Annotated in this window: 14 protein-coding genes; 7 read left to right on the top strand and 7 right to left on the bottom strand. The window is 51.5% G+C overall.

Annotation, left to right across the window (positions count from 1 at the left end):
• Positions 1–111: 111 nt before the first annotated feature.
• Positions 112–834, bottom strand: coding sequence for a hypothetical protein (locus tag SH527x_RS09950; protein WP_437194506.1), 723 nt, complete (start codon positions 832–834; stop codon positions 112–114).
• Between the two features lie 649 nt (positions 835–1,483).
• Complete coding sequence (locus SH527x_RS09945; RefSeq protein WP_437194505.1) at positions 1,484–1,966, bottom strand: host attachment protein; 483 nt, start codon at positions 1,964–1,966, stop codon at positions 1,484–1,486.
• Between the two features lie 568 nt (positions 1,967–2,534).
• On the opposite strand from SH527x_RS09945, the gene SH527x_RS09940 reads away from it, so the two are divergent.
• The 3 genes from SH527x_RS09940 to SH527x_RS09930 all read left to right on the top strand — a co-directional run bounded on the left by SH527x_RS09940 (position 2,535) and on the right by SH527x_RS09930 (position 4,565).
• Complete coding sequence (locus SH527x_RS09940) at positions 2,535–2,882, top strand: hypothetical protein (protein WP_437194504.1); 348 nt, start codon at positions 2,535–2,537, stop codon at positions 2,880–2,882.
• Positions 2,883–3,100: 218 nt separating this feature from the next.
• Entirely contained in the window at positions 3,101–3,265 is a 165-nt protein-coding gene (locus SH527x_RS09935; RefSeq protein WP_437194503.1) for a hypothetical protein, read from the top strand.
• Positions 3,266–3,632: 367 nt separating this feature from the next.
• Positions 3,633–4,565 (top strand): hypothetical protein, encoded by a 933-nt coding sequence (locus SH527x_RS09930; RefSeq protein WP_437194502.1) that lies wholly within the window; start codon positions 3,633–3,635, stop codon positions 4,563–4,565.
• A gap of 702 nt (positions 4,566–5,267) precedes the next feature.
• On the opposite strand, the gene SH527x_RS09925 is transcribed toward SH527x_RS09930, so the two are convergent.
• Positions 5,268–6,869 carry a tyrosine-type recombinase/integrase gene (locus tag SH527x_RS09925; RefSeq protein WP_437194501.1) on the bottom strand — a complete coding sequence of 534 codons (1,602 nt, stop codon included), beginning with the start codon at positions 6,867–6,869 and terminating at the stop codon, positions 5,268–5,270.
• 192 nt (positions 6,870–7,061) lie between these two features.
• Here SH527x_RS09925 and SH527x_RS09920 point away from each other — a divergent pair, with 192 nt between their 5' ends.
• Together SH527x_RS09920 and SH527x_RS09915 are read left to right on the top strand one after the other, a co-directional pair.
• Entirely contained in the window at positions 7,062–8,078 is a 1,017-nt protein-coding gene (locus tag SH527x_RS09920; protein WP_437194500.1) for a hypothetical protein, read from the top strand.
• 1,323 nt (positions 8,079–9,401) lie between these two features.
• A complete protein-coding gene (locus tag SH527x_RS09915) occupies positions 9,402–9,626 on the top strand; it encodes a hypothetical protein (protein WP_437194499.1) in 225 nt (74 codons plus the stop codon).
• Here the strand turns inward: SH527x_RS09915 and SH527x_RS09910 are convergent.
• On the bottom strand, positions 9,623–9,793 hold the full coding sequence (locus SH527x_RS09910; protein WP_437194498.1) for a hypothetical protein: 171 nt from the start codon (positions 9,791–9,793) through the stop codon (positions 9,623–9,625). The two genes, SH527x_RS09915 and SH527x_RS09910, sit on opposite strands and share 4 nt — an antisense overlap.
• A 623-nt stretch (positions 9,794–10,416) precedes the next feature.
• On the opposite strand from SH527x_RS09910, the gene SH527x_RS09905 reads away from it, so the two are divergent.
• Both SH527x_RS09905 and SH527x_RS09900 read left to right on the top strand, forming a co-directional pair.
• Entirely contained in the window at positions 10,417–12,765 is a 2,349-nt protein-coding gene (locus SH527x_RS09905; RefSeq protein ID WP_437194497.1) for an HAD-IIB family hydrolase, read from the top strand.
• A 64-nt stretch (positions 12,766–12,829) separates the two neighbouring features.
• The gene (locus SH527x_RS09900) at positions 12,830–14,800 is read left to right on the top strand and encodes an amylosucrase (RefSeq protein ID WP_437194496.1); all 1,971 of its coding nucleotides are present in this window, start codon (positions 12,830–12,832) and stop codon (positions 14,798–14,800) included.
• A 288-nt stretch (positions 14,801–15,088) separates the two neighbouring features.
• Here SH527x_RS09900 and SH527x_RS09895 read toward each other — a convergent pair whose 3' ends face one another.
• From SH527x_RS09895 to SH527x_RS09885, 3 genes are all read right to left on the bottom strand, one after another.
• The gene (locus SH527x_RS09895; protein WP_437194495.1) at positions 15,089–15,463 is read right to left on the bottom strand and encodes a transposase; all 375 of its coding nucleotides are present in this window, start codon (positions 15,461–15,463) and stop codon (positions 15,089–15,091) included.
• A gap of 772 nt (positions 15,464–16,235) precedes the next feature.
• Positions 16,236–16,976 carry a M48 family metallopeptidase gene (locus tag SH527x_RS09890; protein WP_437194494.1) on the bottom strand — a complete coding sequence of 247 codons (741 nt, stop codon included), beginning with the start codon at positions 16,974–16,976 and terminating at the stop codon, positions 16,236–16,238.
• Entirely contained in the window at positions 16,976–20,059 is a 3,084-nt protein-coding gene (locus tag SH527x_RS09885) for a type I restriction endonuclease subunit R (RefSeq protein WP_437194493.1), read from the bottom strand. Before SH527x_RS09885 ends, SH527x_RS09890 begins: the two co-directional genes overlap by 1 nt.
• Between the last annotated feature and the right edge of the window lie 39 nt (positions 20,060–20,098).

Here is a 20,098-nt window from a genome sequence, read left to right as displayed (position 1 = left end):
CTTACTCTGTGTTCTTTGTACAGGTGAACTCAATAATCTTGTTGGTGGTTCTGAGGATTGACGATTTCTCATCAGCTTAAAAGGCAGCGTTCGATTCTTGTGGCTCGTCGATCATCTTGTCCCACTTGCTCCACCGCGAGACTCCAATAGTGACACCACCAGTCGCACTAGCTCCGCCTTATGGCTAATGAAAATATGTCGCTGATGCAGATCACTCCAGTAATACAAATTCGCAGCATAGAGAGTTAGGAGAGTGGCCACTAACAATAAGCACATAACTGAAACAGAGAAAACGATCGGAATGTGCCAGAACAGAGACAAGAACCCCACTGACAATATAGCCAGGAGATAGAAGCCGCTCAAAAACAGGAGCAATATTGACTTCAGGTCAAAGGGAAACCTAAATCGCTTAAAAATGCCAGTGTCGTAATCCAACAAATGAAAACTTCTTATGATGAGATTCCCGGCTTTGTTAACCGCCTCGATGCCTTCTCCAAGCTCTTCCACGAAATAGTCGCACGCGACTTGGACGACGTGCTCAGGAGAAATAAGTGCAAGGTCCGTCTCGCAATGGATTTTTGCCGATCCGAAAATAATAGATTGAACAAATTCTTCATACCTCTTTGCTTTTTTCAGTTCATACAGATCACAACCCCAGAAGCAATCGAATTTGAAGACAAATTGATCGTGAGGCAATGCGCAAAGCCTTTTCCATATTTCGTCAAGAGGAAGGCCTTGCCATTCGGCATCTGGCAACGAGGCGATAGCTTCCTGAGATATCCAACGACTGACGTCCTTTGGGCTACAGGATGTCACGACTATCGAATCCGCCATGTGTAAATTTACCTCGGAAGTATTACTTGCATGCATGCCTCGCCGGATACCATGGTTAAGATTAAAAGTGCGTGCCGGGTGCCCGGGTTAAGATTAGAAGTGCGTGCCACCGCTCTGTGAGCGGTGCCGAACATCGAGTGGGGCGGATTACTGAACATGACTCAATCCACGGAAACAGGATCGATTTCTAAAGGTCCCCTGAAATTCCGGCATGAACACCAGCACTCAACCAGATCCAGTCGGTCGATCTTTCTACGAAACTTCTCCGGATAGAATTGGCGTGGATGTAATCGATGATGTTGTTGATCTGGCGCTGATTCCACAGGTCAGTGTCATATCCGCCTCCCGGAAGTGGGCGCGTCCCCGCTTGTCAATCGACCGGCGTTCCCTTCTAATCCACGGTTCGGGTTGTCGGTTTTGCTCGACCATGTCACCTCATCCGCGGTTGCACTGCTCACAGAGCAGTGGCTCCCAAAATCTCCGCCTCCGTCGGGGTACCCGGCAAGAATCACGCTCCTGCTCGATAGGGGAAAGACTGAACCCTGAGAGCCAGAGACACGACACTCTTTCGAGAATTGCTCTATCGAACTTGATGAATTTTCCTGTGGTCGGCTGGCAGGGGAATTGTCGAGGCTCATGATGCGTTGACTTACTCTTCGCTCTTGTTTGTTAGCGCCTCTTGCACATACTCGGAAAGTTCCGCTGGCGTCGCGTGGACGAGCTCTCGATTGACTTCTGCTACGACCATTCGTGTCAAAAGATCGGGAAACGACTTCCGAAGACTTCCGAGAAGTAAAGGGGGGGCAATGATGATCAATTTTCCAAACGCGTTTTCTAATCTCCCTTGTTCCAGCCTGTCAGTAATCGCTGCGGCGAATTCGGTCGCGGTGAGATGGCGGAGATCGACTTCCGGATAACCTGCTCCCCGTTGGCCGCTCCAGCCGATGAATCGTCCTGTCCGATCTGTTGTGACATCCCGAGGCCGACAGGCCCCTTCAGAGTGAATCAACGTCTGAATCTCCTGCAGGCTGATCGGATCGGCTTCTGATACCTGGAAGATCCTCGCGGCGGATCGATCCGCAACAACAAGCCAGATCTGAGGCGAAGTTGGTGCCTCGTGTCGAAAACTCATGCGAATTCTCCTGAAATAGAGCATTTCCAGAAATCATGCCGCGTCTCTGGTACGCAGGATTCAGCTGCTCTCCAATCGAGCAGAGGGGAGTTTCTTCTCCCAACGGGAAGGCTGCTGCGCGGCCACATGATGAGACCAAACCGGTCTAGAAGGACTGTCCTTCAATTCATGGTCAACCTGCATTGATAATGCCAAACCAAGCTTTCACTGAGACTCGCTTGCTTTTGCCGTTCCGGATTTCGTCAACAGAACCGATCATCCGACAATGCAATGTGTTACAGACATGTAGGATCGTGACGCACCAATTCATTAGGCGTGCACGCCGGGTTTGGCGTGGCGATGAAATGATAATCAAGGCCAGCCGACGTTACCTGAGAATCCCGCTCCCGATCGCAATTGGAGTCTTATCGACATCAAAGATGCAAGTGTGATGATATGCGGGGCATTTTCGGCGTCTTTGCGACATGTCGTATGTGTGCTGATTGCCTGACGTAAAGGCCCCCTCGACAGTAATTGCTCTGAGCGGTACTTTCCTCGCTCCCTCTGTCCCAAAATGCCCGGTGTCAACATGTTGCAAGATGCACGTATTCGGCTGTTTCTGATCTTTCTCGTCGTCTCGCAACCGTCCTGCTCACGATATTTCAAACAGGCGGCATCGGTTGTTTCAACCCGTGTCGAAGAGTGTTACGGCATTAATCCGGTCTCCGACTCAATTGAAGGGGGCAAGCCTATCCCCACGAAGAACCTTGTGAAAATCACACGCTACCGAAATCATTCCGGGTTCGAATGGGAAAGCAAAGAGATCCTGTCATCTGTACCTTTGCCGGGTGGATTTGCCGCGCTCGAGGCTGAGTTGATTGCAGCAGCCCAAGGCAAGTCCAATCAGAACGCGGATTCGAAACAAATCGTTGACTGACTTGACTGTGCATCGAAAAAAATCACAAGCCACCCACGACGGGCGGCTTGTGCCTTATGAGTAAGATGGTAGCGTTGAATTAGCACGAGGTGCTGGTTCCAATTCGGCTTCGAAACTTTTCTTGTTTGAACGATCACTTTTGCCTCTTTGATTAGAAGCTCAGTGAGTTTCTTGCTCGGCGACCGGTCCGCGCTTTCACGGATTGCTCTCGCTTGATCATGCCAGCGTTTCTCGTGGTCTTTGCAGGCGAATGTGTTGTGAAGATGTCCTTTACTCTTCCCGAGTCGTATAGCCATTTCTTCTACAAGGATCGTCGGGTCGAGTACGTTTCTCTCGACGTTCATATTCCTGCCACAGACCCCGCAAGTTGCGGAGTTCTTTAGACTGGGTTGAGCCAGCGAGCACATCCCAGCACGAGTAAAGCGTTGTCTGCAAATACACAGCTACTTGAGGCGAACTTCAGATGTGTAATGGGTCTCGATCGGGCCGATCTACCTCGCTACAATGGAATTGACCAGATTGTCAAAGATCAAAAATTCGATCACTCGACTTGCTTCAAGGTACAATCATCCGGGCTACCTCATTTGACCCGTTGAGCGCAGGATGCCATTTCACGGTGCATTAAAATGCCCCAGACGCTTTTCCGAGAGCAAACAACGCCACAGGTGAAACATGAAAACAATCATTAGAGGTGGTTTTCACGCTGGCTGGGGATCTGGAACGACATCTAGATATATTCGTTATGTTATAATGGTAATGGCTTATGCGGTTGTTGTTCCATTGGCCATCATGGACCGCCTGTCAATCGCCGACGATGTCTCGATTTCAAACGAAGAGAAAATTAAAACCCTGATTGGAAGCATCAAGTCGCAAAGAGAAAAGCGACAGTCGTTACATGTGAAATACAATGTCATTGAGGAATCGTCGTCCATCATTGAGACAAGGGTCGGCTACTTGCAGAAAGGTGACAAGAAGGTTGTGCGATATCAAAGATATCGTGCTGACAAGTTGTTGCCTGACATCGGAGTTAAGAAACACGATCTTGGGGCATCCCAGTTTTTCACGGCATATGACGGTAATCGCGTCGTCACCTACCAGTTACAGACAGATGAAGTAACGGGACAGCCGATCTATGCCATTTCAAACGATCCGTCCAAATTTACAGGGCCTCCACTGCCGGATGATATCGTCGGAACATCGCTACTTATTGACGCATTGCAACGATACGTCGACCGCGACGCTCGGTATGGCTATTCAATTCAGTATGATGATTCTGCAATTGATATCGGAGGCAAGAATGCGTTGTGTGTTGCAATTCGAAACAAATCGGGATTTCAAAACCAGTTCTGGATGCTGAAGAGCCCAGTTCAATTCATTTATAAATACATCGGATCCGGTCCAAGTGGAAACGTCATTGTAGAAATACATTCACAGTACAAAGAGCAGAATGGAGTTTCGCTACCGTTCCATTCGGAAGTGAAAGAATTCGACGAAAATGGGAGATTAAAGCTTCGTCAAGAACTCAAGGTCGTGTCCTGGAATGTCGGACATTTCATTGATGACTCTGAGTTCAAGGTAGATGTCCCGGAGAAGGTGTCTGTTTACGATATTGACTCAGACAAGATGGTGAGAAGGGCCACAATTATTCCTGGTGATTCACTAAAAGATGGTGGATCGAGGTAATGGGGCTTTGCGTCGTTGGTTAACCTGTTCGTCGTCGGCACGCTGATGGTATGCTGCCGTATTTTAAATTTATGATAAAACAAATGCAGAATAATCGGGTGAGCCGTCCCGCCGAAAGAAGATGAGCGGGGAGGTCGCCAGCGAAATCGACCAGGTGTTGCGTTGCGGAGCGATAACGCCGCACTGTCGCCACAGACGAACGGAGGACATGCTCATGATGCTGCAGAAACTTGTCCCGCAGCTCCGAAATCGAGATCGGCTGAAACGTCAGCAGTGTCGGTGAAGACGACGTCAGCTCTGCATTGATGCGAGCTGCAATCTGCCTAGCTTCCGCCTCAGAGTCGGCCACCCGCCGCCGGATGGGACGAGTTCCGTCACGATAATAAATCCACCATGAGCCATGGTGAGGGTAGAGAGAAACCTGTCCGATCCGTTGACGAACAGGCCTGCGTTTCCGCGAAGCCATACGACCCTCCCGTGCACGGGTTGTGCACCATCTGTGCACTAGGAGGTCGATTTTTCAGGCTTCAAAACTCCGCAAGCTGTTTCAGAATAAACACTTGCGAATCTATGCAGAATCATTAAGCGGAGAGGGGGGGACTCTCCGCCCGCCTCCATTTTCATGTTCTGTTGAGCCTGTGAACCGACCTGCTCTGGTGCGATTGTTGTTGATAATTCAGCACTTACGTTCAGTGCTACGTTTCAGTGAGTTGATTTGCAATTTGCCTGGAAAGATTCGACTGGTGCACCATTTGTGCACCATCTGTGCACCACTGCAGATTGAGAAATCGGAGCTGCTGGTGCCTGCCTCATAACGATCGTATCGACACCTCCTTTAGGGGACAATGGGAATGGGGGAATCTTGAAGTCCTCCAGCCGTTGACGGAGGACTTCAAGCAACGGTTCGATCTTCCGGAAATAGGGTGTCATGGCCGCGACTGGATCGAGCGCCGTGTAGGTATTCATGATGTCCTTGACTGTGTGTTCAGTCAGATACGTCATTTCCAGATGCGACATGCCAGAACGAGCCATTTCCGTAGTCACTCCACTCCGAATCTCGTAAGGCCGGACGCCTCGCAATCCCGCTTTGCGAAACAACTGCTTCATCTCCTTGCCGACGCGGTCGGCAGACACCGCGCCGAGGTCATCCTTCATGAGCTGGCAATACAGAATCTTTCGATCCTGCGGGTTGTTGATTGGGCGTTTCGACTGACATAACCGATCTTCAAAGGCACGCTGCAAATCGTCCGGAGAATTCCACGACGTCTGAAAACGTTCAGGGTTGGCGCATGCGTTCCGTGACAAAAACAGGGGACCATCCTTTCGATCACCGACACAGATTTGAAACACCTTCACCAACTCGGGAGGGAGCGGCATTGTGACTTCCACCTTCCCTTTGTTGCAGTCGGCTCCGCCAAAGTGACTTCCCAGACGCAGTGTTCCTCTGGAAAAGTCGACATCGGAAATCAGGAGGCGTGCCGGATCCTCAAATCGAAGAGGGAGAATCGAGAGGCAACTCAAAGTCAGCAGTTGCCAGTCATCCATGTTTTCGATCAGCTCGATGCGTTTGTTGAGGGGAACCAGCACGGGCCGCAGCGGGTCCTTTGGTGGCTTACCGCCGATGATCTCCGACGTGATCGGCTGAACAAATTCCGGGGGCAGTTTCCGCACCTCGGCTCTCAATGCCCAGGCCAACACCATGCGAGCAGTCTCAAGGCAATTCTGCACCTGTCGCAGTGACATTCGCCGTACAGACGCACCTGGCCGGCCATTACGGGTCGTCTCCCGACGCGTGAGGTAATCTCGCAGCGCCAAGGCAAACTCGCGGTTGATATCTCGGGCGAGCTTCCACTTTCTAAGGTTCTCTTGCCGCTCGGCGAAATCCAGAACGGGCCGGAGCCGATTCAGATAATCGGTCGTTGTGTTCCTACCACGGAGTTGCCGCTTCTCGTCGAGGAACTGATCGCAGAGTTGCCGAAATGTCAGACGCGGAATTCCCACACTCGGCAACAACCTGCGACGACTTTCGCTCGGCGGCAGAAAGGCTCCGCTCTCGATTTCGACTAATAACCGTCTCAGTTCGGAGGCTGCCACTCGGGGATCGGCACCCAGCGTCTGTCCAAACTGCTTCCCTTCCCACCGTCCGCGGGCTAACAGCTTGCCATCGCGCTGACTGATTGTGACACTGATGCCATTCGTCGTCACATGCGTGTGACTGCCGAGCAGTTCAGCAGCCACCATCCGTCGCGAGTGGGGATTGCTCGCAGCGTGCGGCTCTGGCTGAGATGAGAGGGGCGAATTCATGGATCTGCGAAAAGTGAGTGGAAGTGACGTCTTCAGACCTCATGGTTGACCGACGTCCCCACCTTCCAAATTTCGCCTGCATTTCACGAGTGAAACATTTTGGAATTCGTTTCCCTCCATCTGACCAGTTCCTCCAATTCATGAAAGCACTGGCGCACCATGCCGACAGATGGCACCTCTCTTGATGAATTCATGCAGAAATACAGAGGACACGACGCTCTCTGGGAAGAGGTGTGTTATTCCCTTCCCCGTGAACTCATTCAGGCCATCCAGAAGCATGCTCCCCAATTCCTGAGTCGGGAAGAACTCGCTTTTGAAGAGAGTCTGGCCCAGCTGCCTGCGTCCGGACTATTCCTGGGGCAGCTGTTTTCCTATCCGCCGCTGCGACATCTTCATCCCTTGCCGAGCGATGAAATCAGCCAGAGGCATCAGCAAACCAGCGCGCAGATCCAGACACTTCTCGAGGAAACGATGTTGAGCGAGGGGCGTTCCCGACTGCAAATAGCCCGTTACCACCAGCAGAAGCTGGAACTACAAGAGAAGCTAAATTTGCGAGCTCAAGGATTCGTTGGCTGGCTAGTCACTCATTCCCCGTACCAGGAAAGATGCCGGGAATTGCAGACGAGGTGGTCATCCACCGTGACGCCCCAGAATGGCTTTCCGCAGCTTCCCAAGTCGACATTTGGCGTTTGCCTGAATCCGAACGGCGCAGAGCAACAAGAACGATTCAGCGACTTTATGCAGTTCTATCGAGAGTGGAACCTGGAAGGCATGGTCACATGGGAACTTCCGATCCCACTGAGCCCCGCCGTGGCGACCATGTCGCTGAACGAGATTCAGGCACTGGGACCGGATGTCGGGGTGACGCTCTTTATTCCCTGGTACTTGCTGATCGATAAGGATCTGAAAGTGAATCAACTGGTGCAGCAGGAGGTTGGCTTGTCGTCCACACATGTCAAACCTTGGCTGGATCAGCGAGATCATCAGAAATTCGGTGTGGCGAGGTACAGTGACATGCTTCAGCTCTTTCTGTACCAGGAGCTGGCGTTGAAAAGACGATATGGAGAGGATCTGCGTAAAAGCATTGGGAAGCTGGACGAGGCATTTGCTACGTTTTTCCAGGACAAGAAGCTTAAAAATCGAGGCAGGATTCAAGCCGAAACCGTGAAGCGCGTCCGACAACGCATGGCAAAGCGGTTAAATTCGTAACACGGGAAATCTCTGTGGACGCAGCACGATCCCCGGCATGGCTCACGTACCTGATTTGCAGTGAGAACTCCGCGATTGCTGCTCTTGCGTCGCCAAATTTTTGCCAATGGCCTCTCCCAACCGTTTGGCGAATATCTGAAGCGGAGTCGGCGTAGGCTGTTCGCGAGCTGAATCGAGGGGGCATTTCGGAATTCGCGTCCTGTCACGACGAGTACGGGACTTTTGCATGCAGATTCTCCTTTCTAAAGGGAACGAATTGAGTCGGTGGCATTTGCAAATGGCCAAGGAGACGATCGGAAAAATAAGTTTCCCGTGTCTCATATATTATGGCGCAATTCTCCTTCAAATTTAGGACTGCATCAGAAGAACACTCGAGCACGTTCAGATATCAGCCAAAAAGCGTAGCCCCAGCCGGGGATGAGATTTCCTGAAAACAGCTAAGGATGAGATTTCCACTGGGCCTAGGTGTGGCAGACTTTGCTCATCTTCGGTTTGTGGCAGAAAGTGAGACTGAGAATCTCAAATAGCCTGCTGCGTGGCGAGAGAACGACGCAACACGAGGATTTCTAATGTTTTACCACTGGCAATGGCTGTGATAAATGGGAGTTGTCTCACTTGGCCAACTCAGCACGAATCGACAACAGACTTTAGAGCCCTGTTGTGAACTCTACGTGATTAATGGTGCGTATTTGAGTAGGAGGGCGACCATGGCCCCCCAGTGCCAACCGGCCAGGACGTCGAACAGCCGTTCTTAGTCATATGCCAGTCTGCGAGATCGTCCCAGCCAGGAAAATGTTCGCTCGACCATCCAGCTACGAGGGAGGATAACCCCTAGCTTCGGGAACGGGAGTTTGACAATTCGGAGTTCCACTCCTTCGACCGAGGCAGCTTCTTCGGCCTTCTCGCCGGTATACCCCAGGTCGACATTAGGCTACTTCACCTGCCCCGCCAGACTAGCTTCCTGCACTGCAGCACACAATTCCGAGACATGGGCGCGCTCCCCTGTTCGCTCCCAACGAGGACAGCTGGCAGCTGCTGCAGAATGCTGAGACCGTTGGATAATGTCCATTGTGTCCCCTGGTGAGGGCAACTCTGGTACAGTGGCTCGTCGACCTGGACTTACTCATAGTCCCGCATCGGGGAACATGGCGGTACAGGATTTCACCTAGAACCTCAGCCCAGATTCGGTTTCGGCCGGCCCGTAGCCCAAGAACTTTGTGATAGAAGCCGAAGATTTCAATCTAGAACTAAAGTACCTGTCGTTTATACACAAGTTTCTGTTGCCTCAGTTCGAACGCTTTCCAAGCGCGGGCGAAGTCGAGCATGCGTCGCACGTCGATCCACATCGTATGCGGGGGGCGGAGCGTGTTTGACGACCCGCCATATTGGTTCCCAGTCCGCCTTGGAAAACGCTGCTTCGCAGGACGCCTGGGGGGACTCACGGCTCAGGTGTGTCACAAAGATCACCCGCCAGGCGATAATCTTGTAGAAGGCCAGGCAGTTCTTCAGACGCGACAACGTTTCCAGCTGGATTTCTTCAACTTTTAGCCGATTTCGAGCGTGCGGAAGTAAACCCCAATCATCCAGCAGGACTGATAATAGTCCAAGATCTGCCCAATCGCTTTCGCCGTTTTGATAGGCAGTGTGGTGATCAACAGCCAGTGAATATCGCTGCCGTCCCCCGGGACCGTGGACTTCTTCGACGAGCACCACATTGTAGGTCACCTGCGGCAACTGGGAGCGGGCGTGCGGCGGAACGATTGTTCTTCGGGATTGAGCGGTTCTCCTTGGCGCGAAGGAGGAACACTGCTGGGTGACTCAGCACACTCCCAAGACTTCCGACATTTCCGCTCCCGCTCGTCGTGTGAAACTTTTGCTGACCTGCAGTCCTTTGAAGCCGATTGCGATTGAGTGGCGAAACCATCCGCCGAAACCTGCACCGGATGGGTTTTGTCTAGTAAAAGCTGAACGAGACGGTCACTCGAAACCACCGCTGCCAAATTTTGGAAGAACTCATCGAACAGACGTAGGAATGCTTCGAAGTGAATACCGACCATGACTTCGAAATGCGCCACTTCCTCACGAAATCCGCTAACGCTCACTCTGGTTCCGTGGAGAAGCTATTCAGAACTGCATACCGGTCATGCCGAAGAAAAAGGAATTATCAGGCTTGAATTTCAAAAAAATCAGACTTTTCCTACACAGCTGAGCACAATCCACTACCCTATAAGGAATCATCTTGAATTCCCTGATAGTGGGGAGTTCGATTCAACAACCGTTCCAACTTAAGTGGAATCATGAGGCAGTAAGTCTGCCTCGTGCTGAAGGTTTGTCGTCGGTGCCGCTTCTGCAGTGCACAGTCCGCGATCGATCTTCGAGAGGTGGCTCACCGGTGTATGTCTGCCTCTTCCGCTTACGTAAGAGTGCGGATTCACCAACTATCTACGCCGTTCTCCTTGGAGTGATCGCGCCATCGGAAGGTCTCCGACGTATGTACATCCAGCTCATCAGTCTTCATGGTCTGGTTCGAAGTCAGAATATTGAAATGGGACGTGATGCTGACACTGGCGGGCAAGTTCGTTATGTCATTGAACTCGCCAAGGAACTCGCTGCTACTCCCGGTGTCACTCGTGTTGACCTGTTCACTCGAAAAATTCGAGACAAGCGGATCTCCCCGGATTACAGCGAAGAGATCGAATTCATCTCTGAGAACTGTCAAATCGTTCGGCTCTCATGCGGCGGTGGTCGTTATCACCGCAAAGAAAAGATCTGGCCATTTGTCGACGAGTATGTCGACCGAATGCTGAGCTATACCCGCAAGCTGGGGCTAACACCTGCAGTAGTACATGGTCACTACGCGGATGCGGGTTACATCGCCAAGGAAATGGCATCTGCGCTCGGCGTACCGTTTATCTTCACAGGGCATTCACTGGGAAAGCCAAAGCTGGATTATTTGCTTGAGGAAGGTTGGACCCGTGAAAAATGCAATGACGTGCTGGCCATTGACCACCGTATTCATGTGGAACAGGAATGCCTGGCGGCCGCCGACCTTGTCATCTGCAGTACCCACCACGAGAAAGACACCGGATATTGTAAGTATCCTCGTAACGAGAAATGCCGGATCGAGGTGATCCCGCCGGGGACAGATCTCAATCGCTTCTTTCCATATTACGAGTATCAGATCAACCCTCTGGGAATTTCCGAGAAATTCAAACAGGCTCGTGTGCATATGGAGCAGGCATTGCAGCAGTTTCTGTTTGCTCCTGAGAAACCTGTCATTGTCGCTCTCTGCCGCCCGGACCGACGTAAGAACATTCAGGCACTCATCAAGGCATACGGAGAATCTCTTCCGCTGCAGTCCATCTCGAACTTGGTCATACTAGCGGGAATCCGACGAGACATCGAAGTGATGCCAGATAACGAACGGGAAGTCCTTACAGACATCTTACTGATGATGGACCGATATAATCTGTACGGAAAAATGGCGATCCCGAAAGAACATGACTCAGAATTTGAAGTCCCGGAACTTTATCGGATTGCCGCCGCTGGTCACGGGGTCTTTGCAAACACAGCCTTTGTCGAACTGTTTGGACTGACGTTCATCGAGGCAGCTGCCACAGGGTTGCCGTTTGTCGGGACCATGAATGGAGGTCCTCAAGATATCGTCAAGAACTGTGCAAGTGGTCTTCTGGTGGATGTCTACGACCAGCAGTCTCTGACAGATACCTTGCTCACACTGTTAACAGATCGCGGGAAGTGGACAGCACTTTCTAACAACGGGGTCAATCACACTCCTAAACACTACAGCTGGAAATCGCATTGTGAAAGTTACGTTGCCTCATTGAAAGAGTTGACTGAAGCATCGGACATGTTGGGATCTCGGCGACGCAAGCAGTCCATTGATTCACGGCTGCGGGATGTAAACTCGTTGATTATAACCGATATCGACAACACCTTAATTGGTGACGACCTAGCACTGGAGCGATTTATCGAACTATTGCAGGAACACCGTGAGACACTGGCTTTTGGCGTCGCTTCCGGAAGGTCACCCGAGTTGATCGAGGAAATACTGGAACGTTACGGAATAGACGACATTGACGTCGTGATCGCAGCAGTTGGAACAGAGATCTATTACGGACGAGAACTTCGTCCGGATAATAGTTGGAAAGCGAGACTCCGGCACAAATGGTTCCCAGATTTGATTCGGAAAGCATTGTCTGACTTCGACTGGATACAGCTACAGGAAGACAATTTTGCGCAGCGTGAGTTTAAGATCAGTTACAACCTGACAGCAGAGAAAGACGGTCCAGAAGCACTCCAGGAAATACAGCAGGCGCTGGACGCCTCCCGCTCCGCTTACAGTCTCGTGCTTTCTCACGACCGTTTCATTGATGTATTGCCGCACCGGGCAACTAAAGGAAAGGCCGTGCGATATCTATCACAGAAGTGGAACATTCCACTGGAGCATATTGCCACCGGCGGCGATTCAGGGAATGACTACGACATGCTCAGCGGAAGAACTTCTGGCATCGTGGTTGGGAACTATTCTTATGAGCTGGAATCTCTGAAGAACTCCACGCACGTGGTCTATTTTGCCGAGGGCCACTATGCAAATGGTTTAATCGAAGGTCTGCAGCACTACGGGCTCGTTGATTCAGGTTCCGCAAATCAGGTGAACATATCGTGAATCTGATGAGCGAATGACCAATCCTCATTCTTTTATTCCTTGAAGCAACTTCCGGTGAAACGGCATGGACCCTCGACTCTCGCCGCGGGCGATTGAAACGAATACTAAACGTGAAGAGCAAGCGCTGCACAGGCTTCTCCCGCGACTCGAAAAACTATTCGCGACATCGGAAGATCCAACGGCAGCAGATGCCTTTATCCGAAGATTGAAGCGAGAGTTTTCATTCCTGTTTCAGCGACTATTGGCACTCTACGGAGAGAGCTACGATTTCTTCTTCCATCTGGAAGCAATCCTCACTTCTGCCGCACAGAGTTGGATGCAGCGGCCTGGAGAACTCAAGGCATTAGATGCTCAGCGTGAAGTGGACCCGTACTGGTTCACGTCGAACCGAATGGTTGGAGCGATGTGCTATACCGACCTGTTCTCCGACAATCTTCAGGGACTGCGGGAGAAGTTGCCATATTTGAAAGAGTTGGGGATCACCTATCTCCACATCATGCCCCCCTTCAAGGTACCTGCAGGTGACAACGACGGAGGCTACGCCGTTAGCAGCTACCGTGAGATTCGAGCTGAACTTGGCACGATCGACGATCTGTCGCAACTCGCAACCGAACTTCGACGACATGGAATTTGTCTGGTTATCGATTTCGTATTCAATCACACATCAGATGAGCATGCCTGGGCTTTGGCTGCACTGCAGGGAGAAGAAGAGTTCCAAGGCTATTATCTGATGTTTGATGACCGTGATATTCCGGATCAGTTTGAACAGTCGCTACCTGAAATATTTCCCGATGAACATCCTGGATCGTTCACCTATGTAAGCCGGATTAGCAAGTGGGTCTGGACAACATTCCACAACTACCAATGGGACTTAAATTACAAGAATCCCGTTGTGTTTAACCGCATGCTGGAAGAAATGCTATTCCTAGCGAACTGCGGAGTCGAAGTACTTCGCCTCGACGCTGTGGCGTTTCTCTGGAAAAGACTCGGTACAGACTGTCAGAACCTTCCGGAGGCCCACTGGATTATCCAGGCATTCAATTCGCTAGTCCGCATTGCAGCACCTGCCTTGCTCTTCAAGTCTGAGGCCATTGTTCATCCGGACGAAGTAAAAAAGTACATTAGCCCCCGCGAATGTCAGTTGTCCTACAATCCACAGTTAATGACCGTACTGTGGAATTCACTAGCCACCCGAAAAGTAAAACTCTTCCACACCTCGATGGAGCGGCAGTTTCACATTGGGAAGGATTGCGACTGGGTAAATTACATCAGGTGTCATGACGATATCGGCTGGGCGTTTTCCAATGATGATGTCATTGCAGCCGAGTTCGATCCTGTAGCTCACCGTCGATTTCTAACCTCCTTCTTCACCGGTCAATATGAAGGGTCTTATGCCAGAGGGATGCCATTCCAGGAGGATCGCCTCACCGGCGACGCACGGGTTTCTGGAACATGTGCGTCCTTATGCGGACTCGAACAAGCTGTCGAGCAAAATGACCCCAAGTTGATCCATCTGGCAATTGATCGGATCATGATGATTCATGGAGTGATCATGACGATAGGAGGCATCCCCTTGATTTATTTGGGTGACGAAATCGGCATGTTGAATGATTACTCATTCAAGAACTTTGACGACAAGATGAGCGACACTCGCTGGTTGCACCGAGGTCGATTTGACTGGGACAGAGCAGCGTTAAGAAACGACAGTTCGACAGTCCCAGGGAGGGTTCATCAAGGTTTATTGCGATTGATCCAGTTGCGTCAGCAGAATGTCGTTTTCAGCAATGCCGAAACAAAGTTTGTAAAAATCGACAATTTAAGCGTGCTGGGATACTTCAGAACCACGCCTACTCACTCCGTGCTGTGTTTGGCCAATGTGTCAGAGCGTCCACAAACACTGGAAGGTCGACAACTGAGAAAGCTGGGTTTGCGTAAGTCCATGGTCGATCTCGTCTCAGGCGACTTCATTACAGCGACGGAGTCATTGCAATTAAACCAATACCAGTTCGCAGTCCTGGCAAGACATCACAGTTGAGGGACGATCCAAACCAGTATACTAACCTCAATATTTCAGCAATCCAACAAGCCCCGCCATACAAAACCGATACAACTTCAGTCATCGCCACATCACTCTTCATTTAAGGCCCTAAGTTAGGCCTCCCCCAGATCGGAGTGAGCGTTACGCAGCTTTGGCGAATGAGTGTCGCATGTCGAGGTAGTGGTTGTTGTTCACTTCGAACCACTCATAGTCCTGGTCGATCAGTTCTTCCAAGGTTTGGTAGCGGCGGTTTCTGGTGATTGTCTCGTGCAGGTGCCACCAGACTCATTCATTAGGATTCGTCTGCGGGGCGCACTTGGGCAGAAAGTGAATTTCAACCCGGAGTCTCCATTTCTGCAGATCCGCTTTCACCGCGTGCGAATCATGGAACTTGGCGTTGTCGCAGATGACGTGAATCTTCCGGCAACTCCGCAATCGGAAACGCAGGGTGTCGAGATGAGCCAGAAATTGAACGGTGTTTCGGCGCCAGCGGGGAGGGCTCACTAACAGCGTGCCGGTTCCCCAGATCAGCGAGCCCGCCACATGGCATTTGCGGTTGTTCCCCGGTGTGACCACTTCGGCCTGCTGACCTTTCTTCATCCACATGCTGCCGATCTTCGGGTTGAGGTTCAGGTCCACTTCATCCTGAAAGATAGCCACCTCGTTGGGGCAAGGGATTGCAACAATTGCTTAATCCGCTGGAATGTCTCGAGGTATTCAGGATCCACCGGACCGACCACCGGTCGAGATCGACGCCAGACCATGCCCCGTCGATACAGCCCCCTGCCGATCATCTCGATGCTCAATCTCAGACCCGTTTAAAATGCCAGCAGATGAATCAGCGTCTCACACAACCAACGGGAACAAAAATATCCAAACTCCCGAGGAGTGGACTGCGCCCCGTCCGCAGGACCGTCAGCTTGAAGCAGGGCAACGCGTGTCCGTTAAGATATCGGAACATCGGCTCGCGAGCAGTAGGCCTGCAAAAGCATCTTGCGTTCCTGCGCGTTGAATTGGACACCGCTCTCAATGGTTTGGGTCCTCCGGAAGTGGTGGTACACGCTCCTCAGCGTAGACCAAGCCTGTTTTGTACCTGAACCAGTGGGAAACACCACTCCGATTGCCTTGTGACGCTATTTAGGCGAGTTGTCGGTGTTGGGCCTCCGTGAGGATGCGTTTACAGCTACAGCGAAACGTCTGGACCTCCAGAGTTCCAAATTCTTTACGTTGCCGACCATCCGGGTAATCCAAAGAAAGCCGACACGAAAGTGAGTCCGATCTGTTTCCCAGCCCTTCCCTGGCATCAACAGCCGCCAGAACACATTCATGTCGATCCCGCGAATTTGCTTTCATGAACAACCCTCCCTGGTGTTTCACGAAGCAGCCGCAGTTCTTTCAATTCCCTGATAGGTCAATGACAAAACCGCCATAGTCATAGCTCGTCGGAAGAACATTTAGACGCTGAGTTTGGCGACTCAGGAATCGGTAGCCGATTCAGGCGTTTTCGGGTTTCCTGCCACTGCGGCATCAACTGATCCATCAAGGCAACAAACCGAGCGTTATGTGTGGGCTCCAACAAATGAACTAACTCGTGAACCACGACGTACTCCAGGCACTCTCGTGGCTTTTTGGCCAGCTCGGTGTTGAGTCGGATTGTTCCGGAATTTGGATTGCAGCTTCCCCAGCGTGTTCGCATTCTCTGCACATAGAACCCGGATGCTCTTACTCCCAGAATTGGCTCCCACTTCGTGATCAAGTCTGGAATCGCCTGTTTGAGTTGGTCTCGATACCACTTCTCAATAATCGCCTGTCGTTTAGGCACGGACGTGTCGGGGCGTATGCCTAGATACAACTTGTTGTGTTTAATAGAAAGCTCTGGCGGAGCTTGTCGTACCGAGACCGACAATAAGTATCGCTTTCCCCAGACATAGTGACTTTCCCGGTCTAGATATTCCCTGACGGACTCTCGTTCCTGCGAAAGAATTTCTTTCTGTTTCCGTCTGATCCAGTCGAGTTTGGCGACCGCGAAGAGCCGAACCGTTTCCAGCTTCATCTTTCTGGGCGCCGCGATCCTGACCTTTCCCTCCGGAGGATGTACACTCAAATGGACATTCTTGATGTCTTTGAACTCCACATTGACTTGTGTCTCGCCAAGCTGAAACTGACGGAGCATCAGTATTCTCCCTGGGCTTTGACGATGCTAAAGATACGTTCAACTTCGCCGACGTCCTGGAGCACCTCGTACAGGGCATTCTTGATCACATTTTCACGGGCTTGAACCCCTCGCCAGTCGTCAGGTCTCACGCTTCGGACCGCAGCATCAACCTGGAGAGCGAGGTCCTCATTTTGATCCAAATTATTGAAAAGCTTCCGTTTCGCAGGGGTGTCGAGAGTAGACGGGAGACCCTCTGACTGACCTGCATTCACTTGTTTGACGAGGTCTGCAATCTTCCTTAGATACTCCTCGTATGAAATTGCCTTGCTCTTCCTCGCAGCGATGATTTCATCGAGCAGCTTGGACATCTTTGCATAGTATGCAGGGTCCGTCAGTTGTTCCTTAACAATCTTCTTGCGAACATTGTTCTCGATCGTTTCGGCGATGGCATCTCGATTTCCGTGGAGGCCGCCCAGCTTTCGAGCGATCGCGTCTGCGATTCCTGTTTTCACAATCAGGTCGAGGAGCCCCATGCCTTCGAACGGGGAAATTGTGCGTGGTTGATCGGCTTCGATGTAAGTGTCGATGAGATGCCGCATGTCTGCTTCAAAGGGCTTTAAATCGAGAGTTTCACCGCTCGCCATGCGAACTACGTCGCGAATCTTGAGATATCGATCTAACTTTCCTTTGATGCGTTCGATGTCGGCATCACTGTAGCCAGCGTCATTCATTTCGTCGGAAATGTTCGCATAGCTCCGAACAAGAGCAACGACTCCTTTGTAGAGTTGAACTCGTTGTGGCTCTCGTTCTGTCAGGTCATTTGCGATTTCTGTATTACCACAGAAGTAATGGATGTGCTCGAGATCACCTTTCGGTTGTTTCACCGGCTCACAGAGAAGTGCGAGTGCTTCGATGGCGTTATCGAGCCGTTCCTTCCCCTTGGACAACCGGCTCTGCATCATCACGTCAGGAGTAGCTCCCTCAGCGGTCTGATCGATTTCAGAAGTGTAAACCGCGATGGCTTTTTCGACTTTCTTGAATAAGTCCTTGTAATCCACGACATAGCCGAAATCCTTGTCGTCGCCATCCAGTCTGTTGGTCCGGCAGATCGCCTGAAACAGCCCGTGATCTTGCATCGATTTGTCAATGTACAGGTAAGTACAGGATGGCGCGTCGAAGCCGGTGAGGAGTTTGTCGACCACAATCAGCAGCTTCATCGTGGCAGGCTGCTTGATGAAGCTGTCTTTGGCCGCTTCTTCATAGGTTTCCGTTTTCGTCATGCCCGGCTGAGCCTGCACATTGTCGAGCAGTTCGGTATAGGTATTGAAAACAAATTGTTTATCAGTCTCAGTATTCGCGCCGATTTCTTCCTTGCTGACATCAGTCGCCTGCGGGTTGTAAGACGTAATGACGGCGCACTTCCCCTTGAAGAGTGTTTTTTGAAACAACGTGAAGTACTTGCACGCCTCATAGATGCTTCCGGCGACCAGAATCGCGTTGCCGCGTTCGCTGGAAAGGCGGGGCCTTACGCTGAAGTCAAAGATCACATCGGCGACGACGCGATCCATGCGAGCTTTGGAACTGAGTACATTCTGCATTGTGCCCCACTGGTTCTTCAGTTCCGCCTTCTGCCAGTCATTCAACCCCTTCGTTTTTGCATCAAACCAGGCATCGATTTTGGCCTGCGATCCCAATCGCTGGTCAATGTCTCGAGCCTCATAGACCAGATCGAGAACCACTTCATCTTCGACCGCTTCGCTGAATTTGTACATGTGAATGTACTTGCCGAAGACTTCGAAACTCGTCGCTTTGTCCTTCTTAAGCAACGGTGTGCCGGTAAACCCGATGAACACAGCATCCGGAAGCAATGCCTTCATCACCCGGTGCAGCCTGCCGGTCTGAGTTCGATGGCATTCGTCGACAAAGACGAAGACCTCGCCCACAGCCTTGCGGGGACTCGCTTCCAGTTCCGCGATGAAAGCTTTGAACTCATTGTCGTTCTTCTTGTCGCCCCGAGGACCGAACTTGTGAACCAGTGAGCAGATCAATCGAGGCGTGGTCTGCCCGAGCTTGGCCATCAGGTCCTTCCCGCTGCCAGCCTGGATATCTGAATCCTTTGCGGTGATCGGAATCACACCAGCTTCGCGAAAGACACGCAGGATTTGTTTATCCAGTTCATCGCGGTCGGTAATGATTGCCACTCGTGCGTTGGGATTGTTTTCGAGAATCCATTTGGCGAGCAGCACCATCACGATGCTTTTTCCGCTCCCCTGAGTGTGCCAGATGATCCCCCCTTCCCTGCGGGCGATGAACTCCTGTGCCTTCTTGATCCCGAAATACTGATGGACCCGTGGCAGTTTTTTGACCCCGCCATCGAACAGCACGAAGTCATGCAACAGCTCGATGAGCCGGTTCTTCTGGCACATCTTGAGCAGGTACTTGTCGATCTTGAACCGGCTGTTGTCTTCCTCGTCTTCTTTCCATTTGAGGAAGAACTTCTCCGGCGTTCCGATTGTGCCATATTGCAGACCTTGCGAATCATTTCCGGCAAAGACAATCTGCACGGTGCTGAAAAAACGGGCGTTGAATTCCGGCTGCTGATTGGAGAGCAACTGTCTGATTCCGTCGCCGATGCTGACCGTTCCACGTTTCAGCTCGATCACGCCGAGAGCAATCCCGTTGACGTAGAGCACGAGGTCTGGCCGGCGTTGATGGCCGCCGTTCAGCGTCACTTCCTCCGCGATCGCGAAGTCATTCTGTTCGGGATATTGCCAGTCGATCAGGTGAATGGAGTCAGTCGGCTTCCCGGCTTCGGTTTTGACGGGCACGCCGTAGCGCAGCAGTTGATAGACTGCGTGATTGTTTGCGTAGAGGCCGCGATTGGGGTTGTCTGCTTCGTTGCGTAGTTTGTGTAGCGCGCTACCAATCTGTTGCGAAGTGTACCCGCGTTGCGTTAACCAGTCAGAAAGAATCTGCTCTTCGATATTGCTGTTTGTTGTCCGATCTGACCAGTCGCCTAGATACCGGTAACCGAGTTCGTCTCGGAACAACGCAATGACGCGATTCTGGGTCGCACGTTCAGTCTGCCCGATACTGCACATTCAAAGGCCCCCGCATTTTCGATGGTTACGGGGAACATT

The sequence above is a fragment of the Planctomicrobium limosum genome (assembly GCF_051465645.1).
Classification (GTDB): domain Bacteria; phylum Planctomycetota; class Planctomycetia; order Planctomycetales; family Planctomycetaceae; genus Planctomicrobium.
Note: the sequence above shows the minus strand (reverse complement) of the source record. Positions and strands in the feature narration are given on the sequence as shown.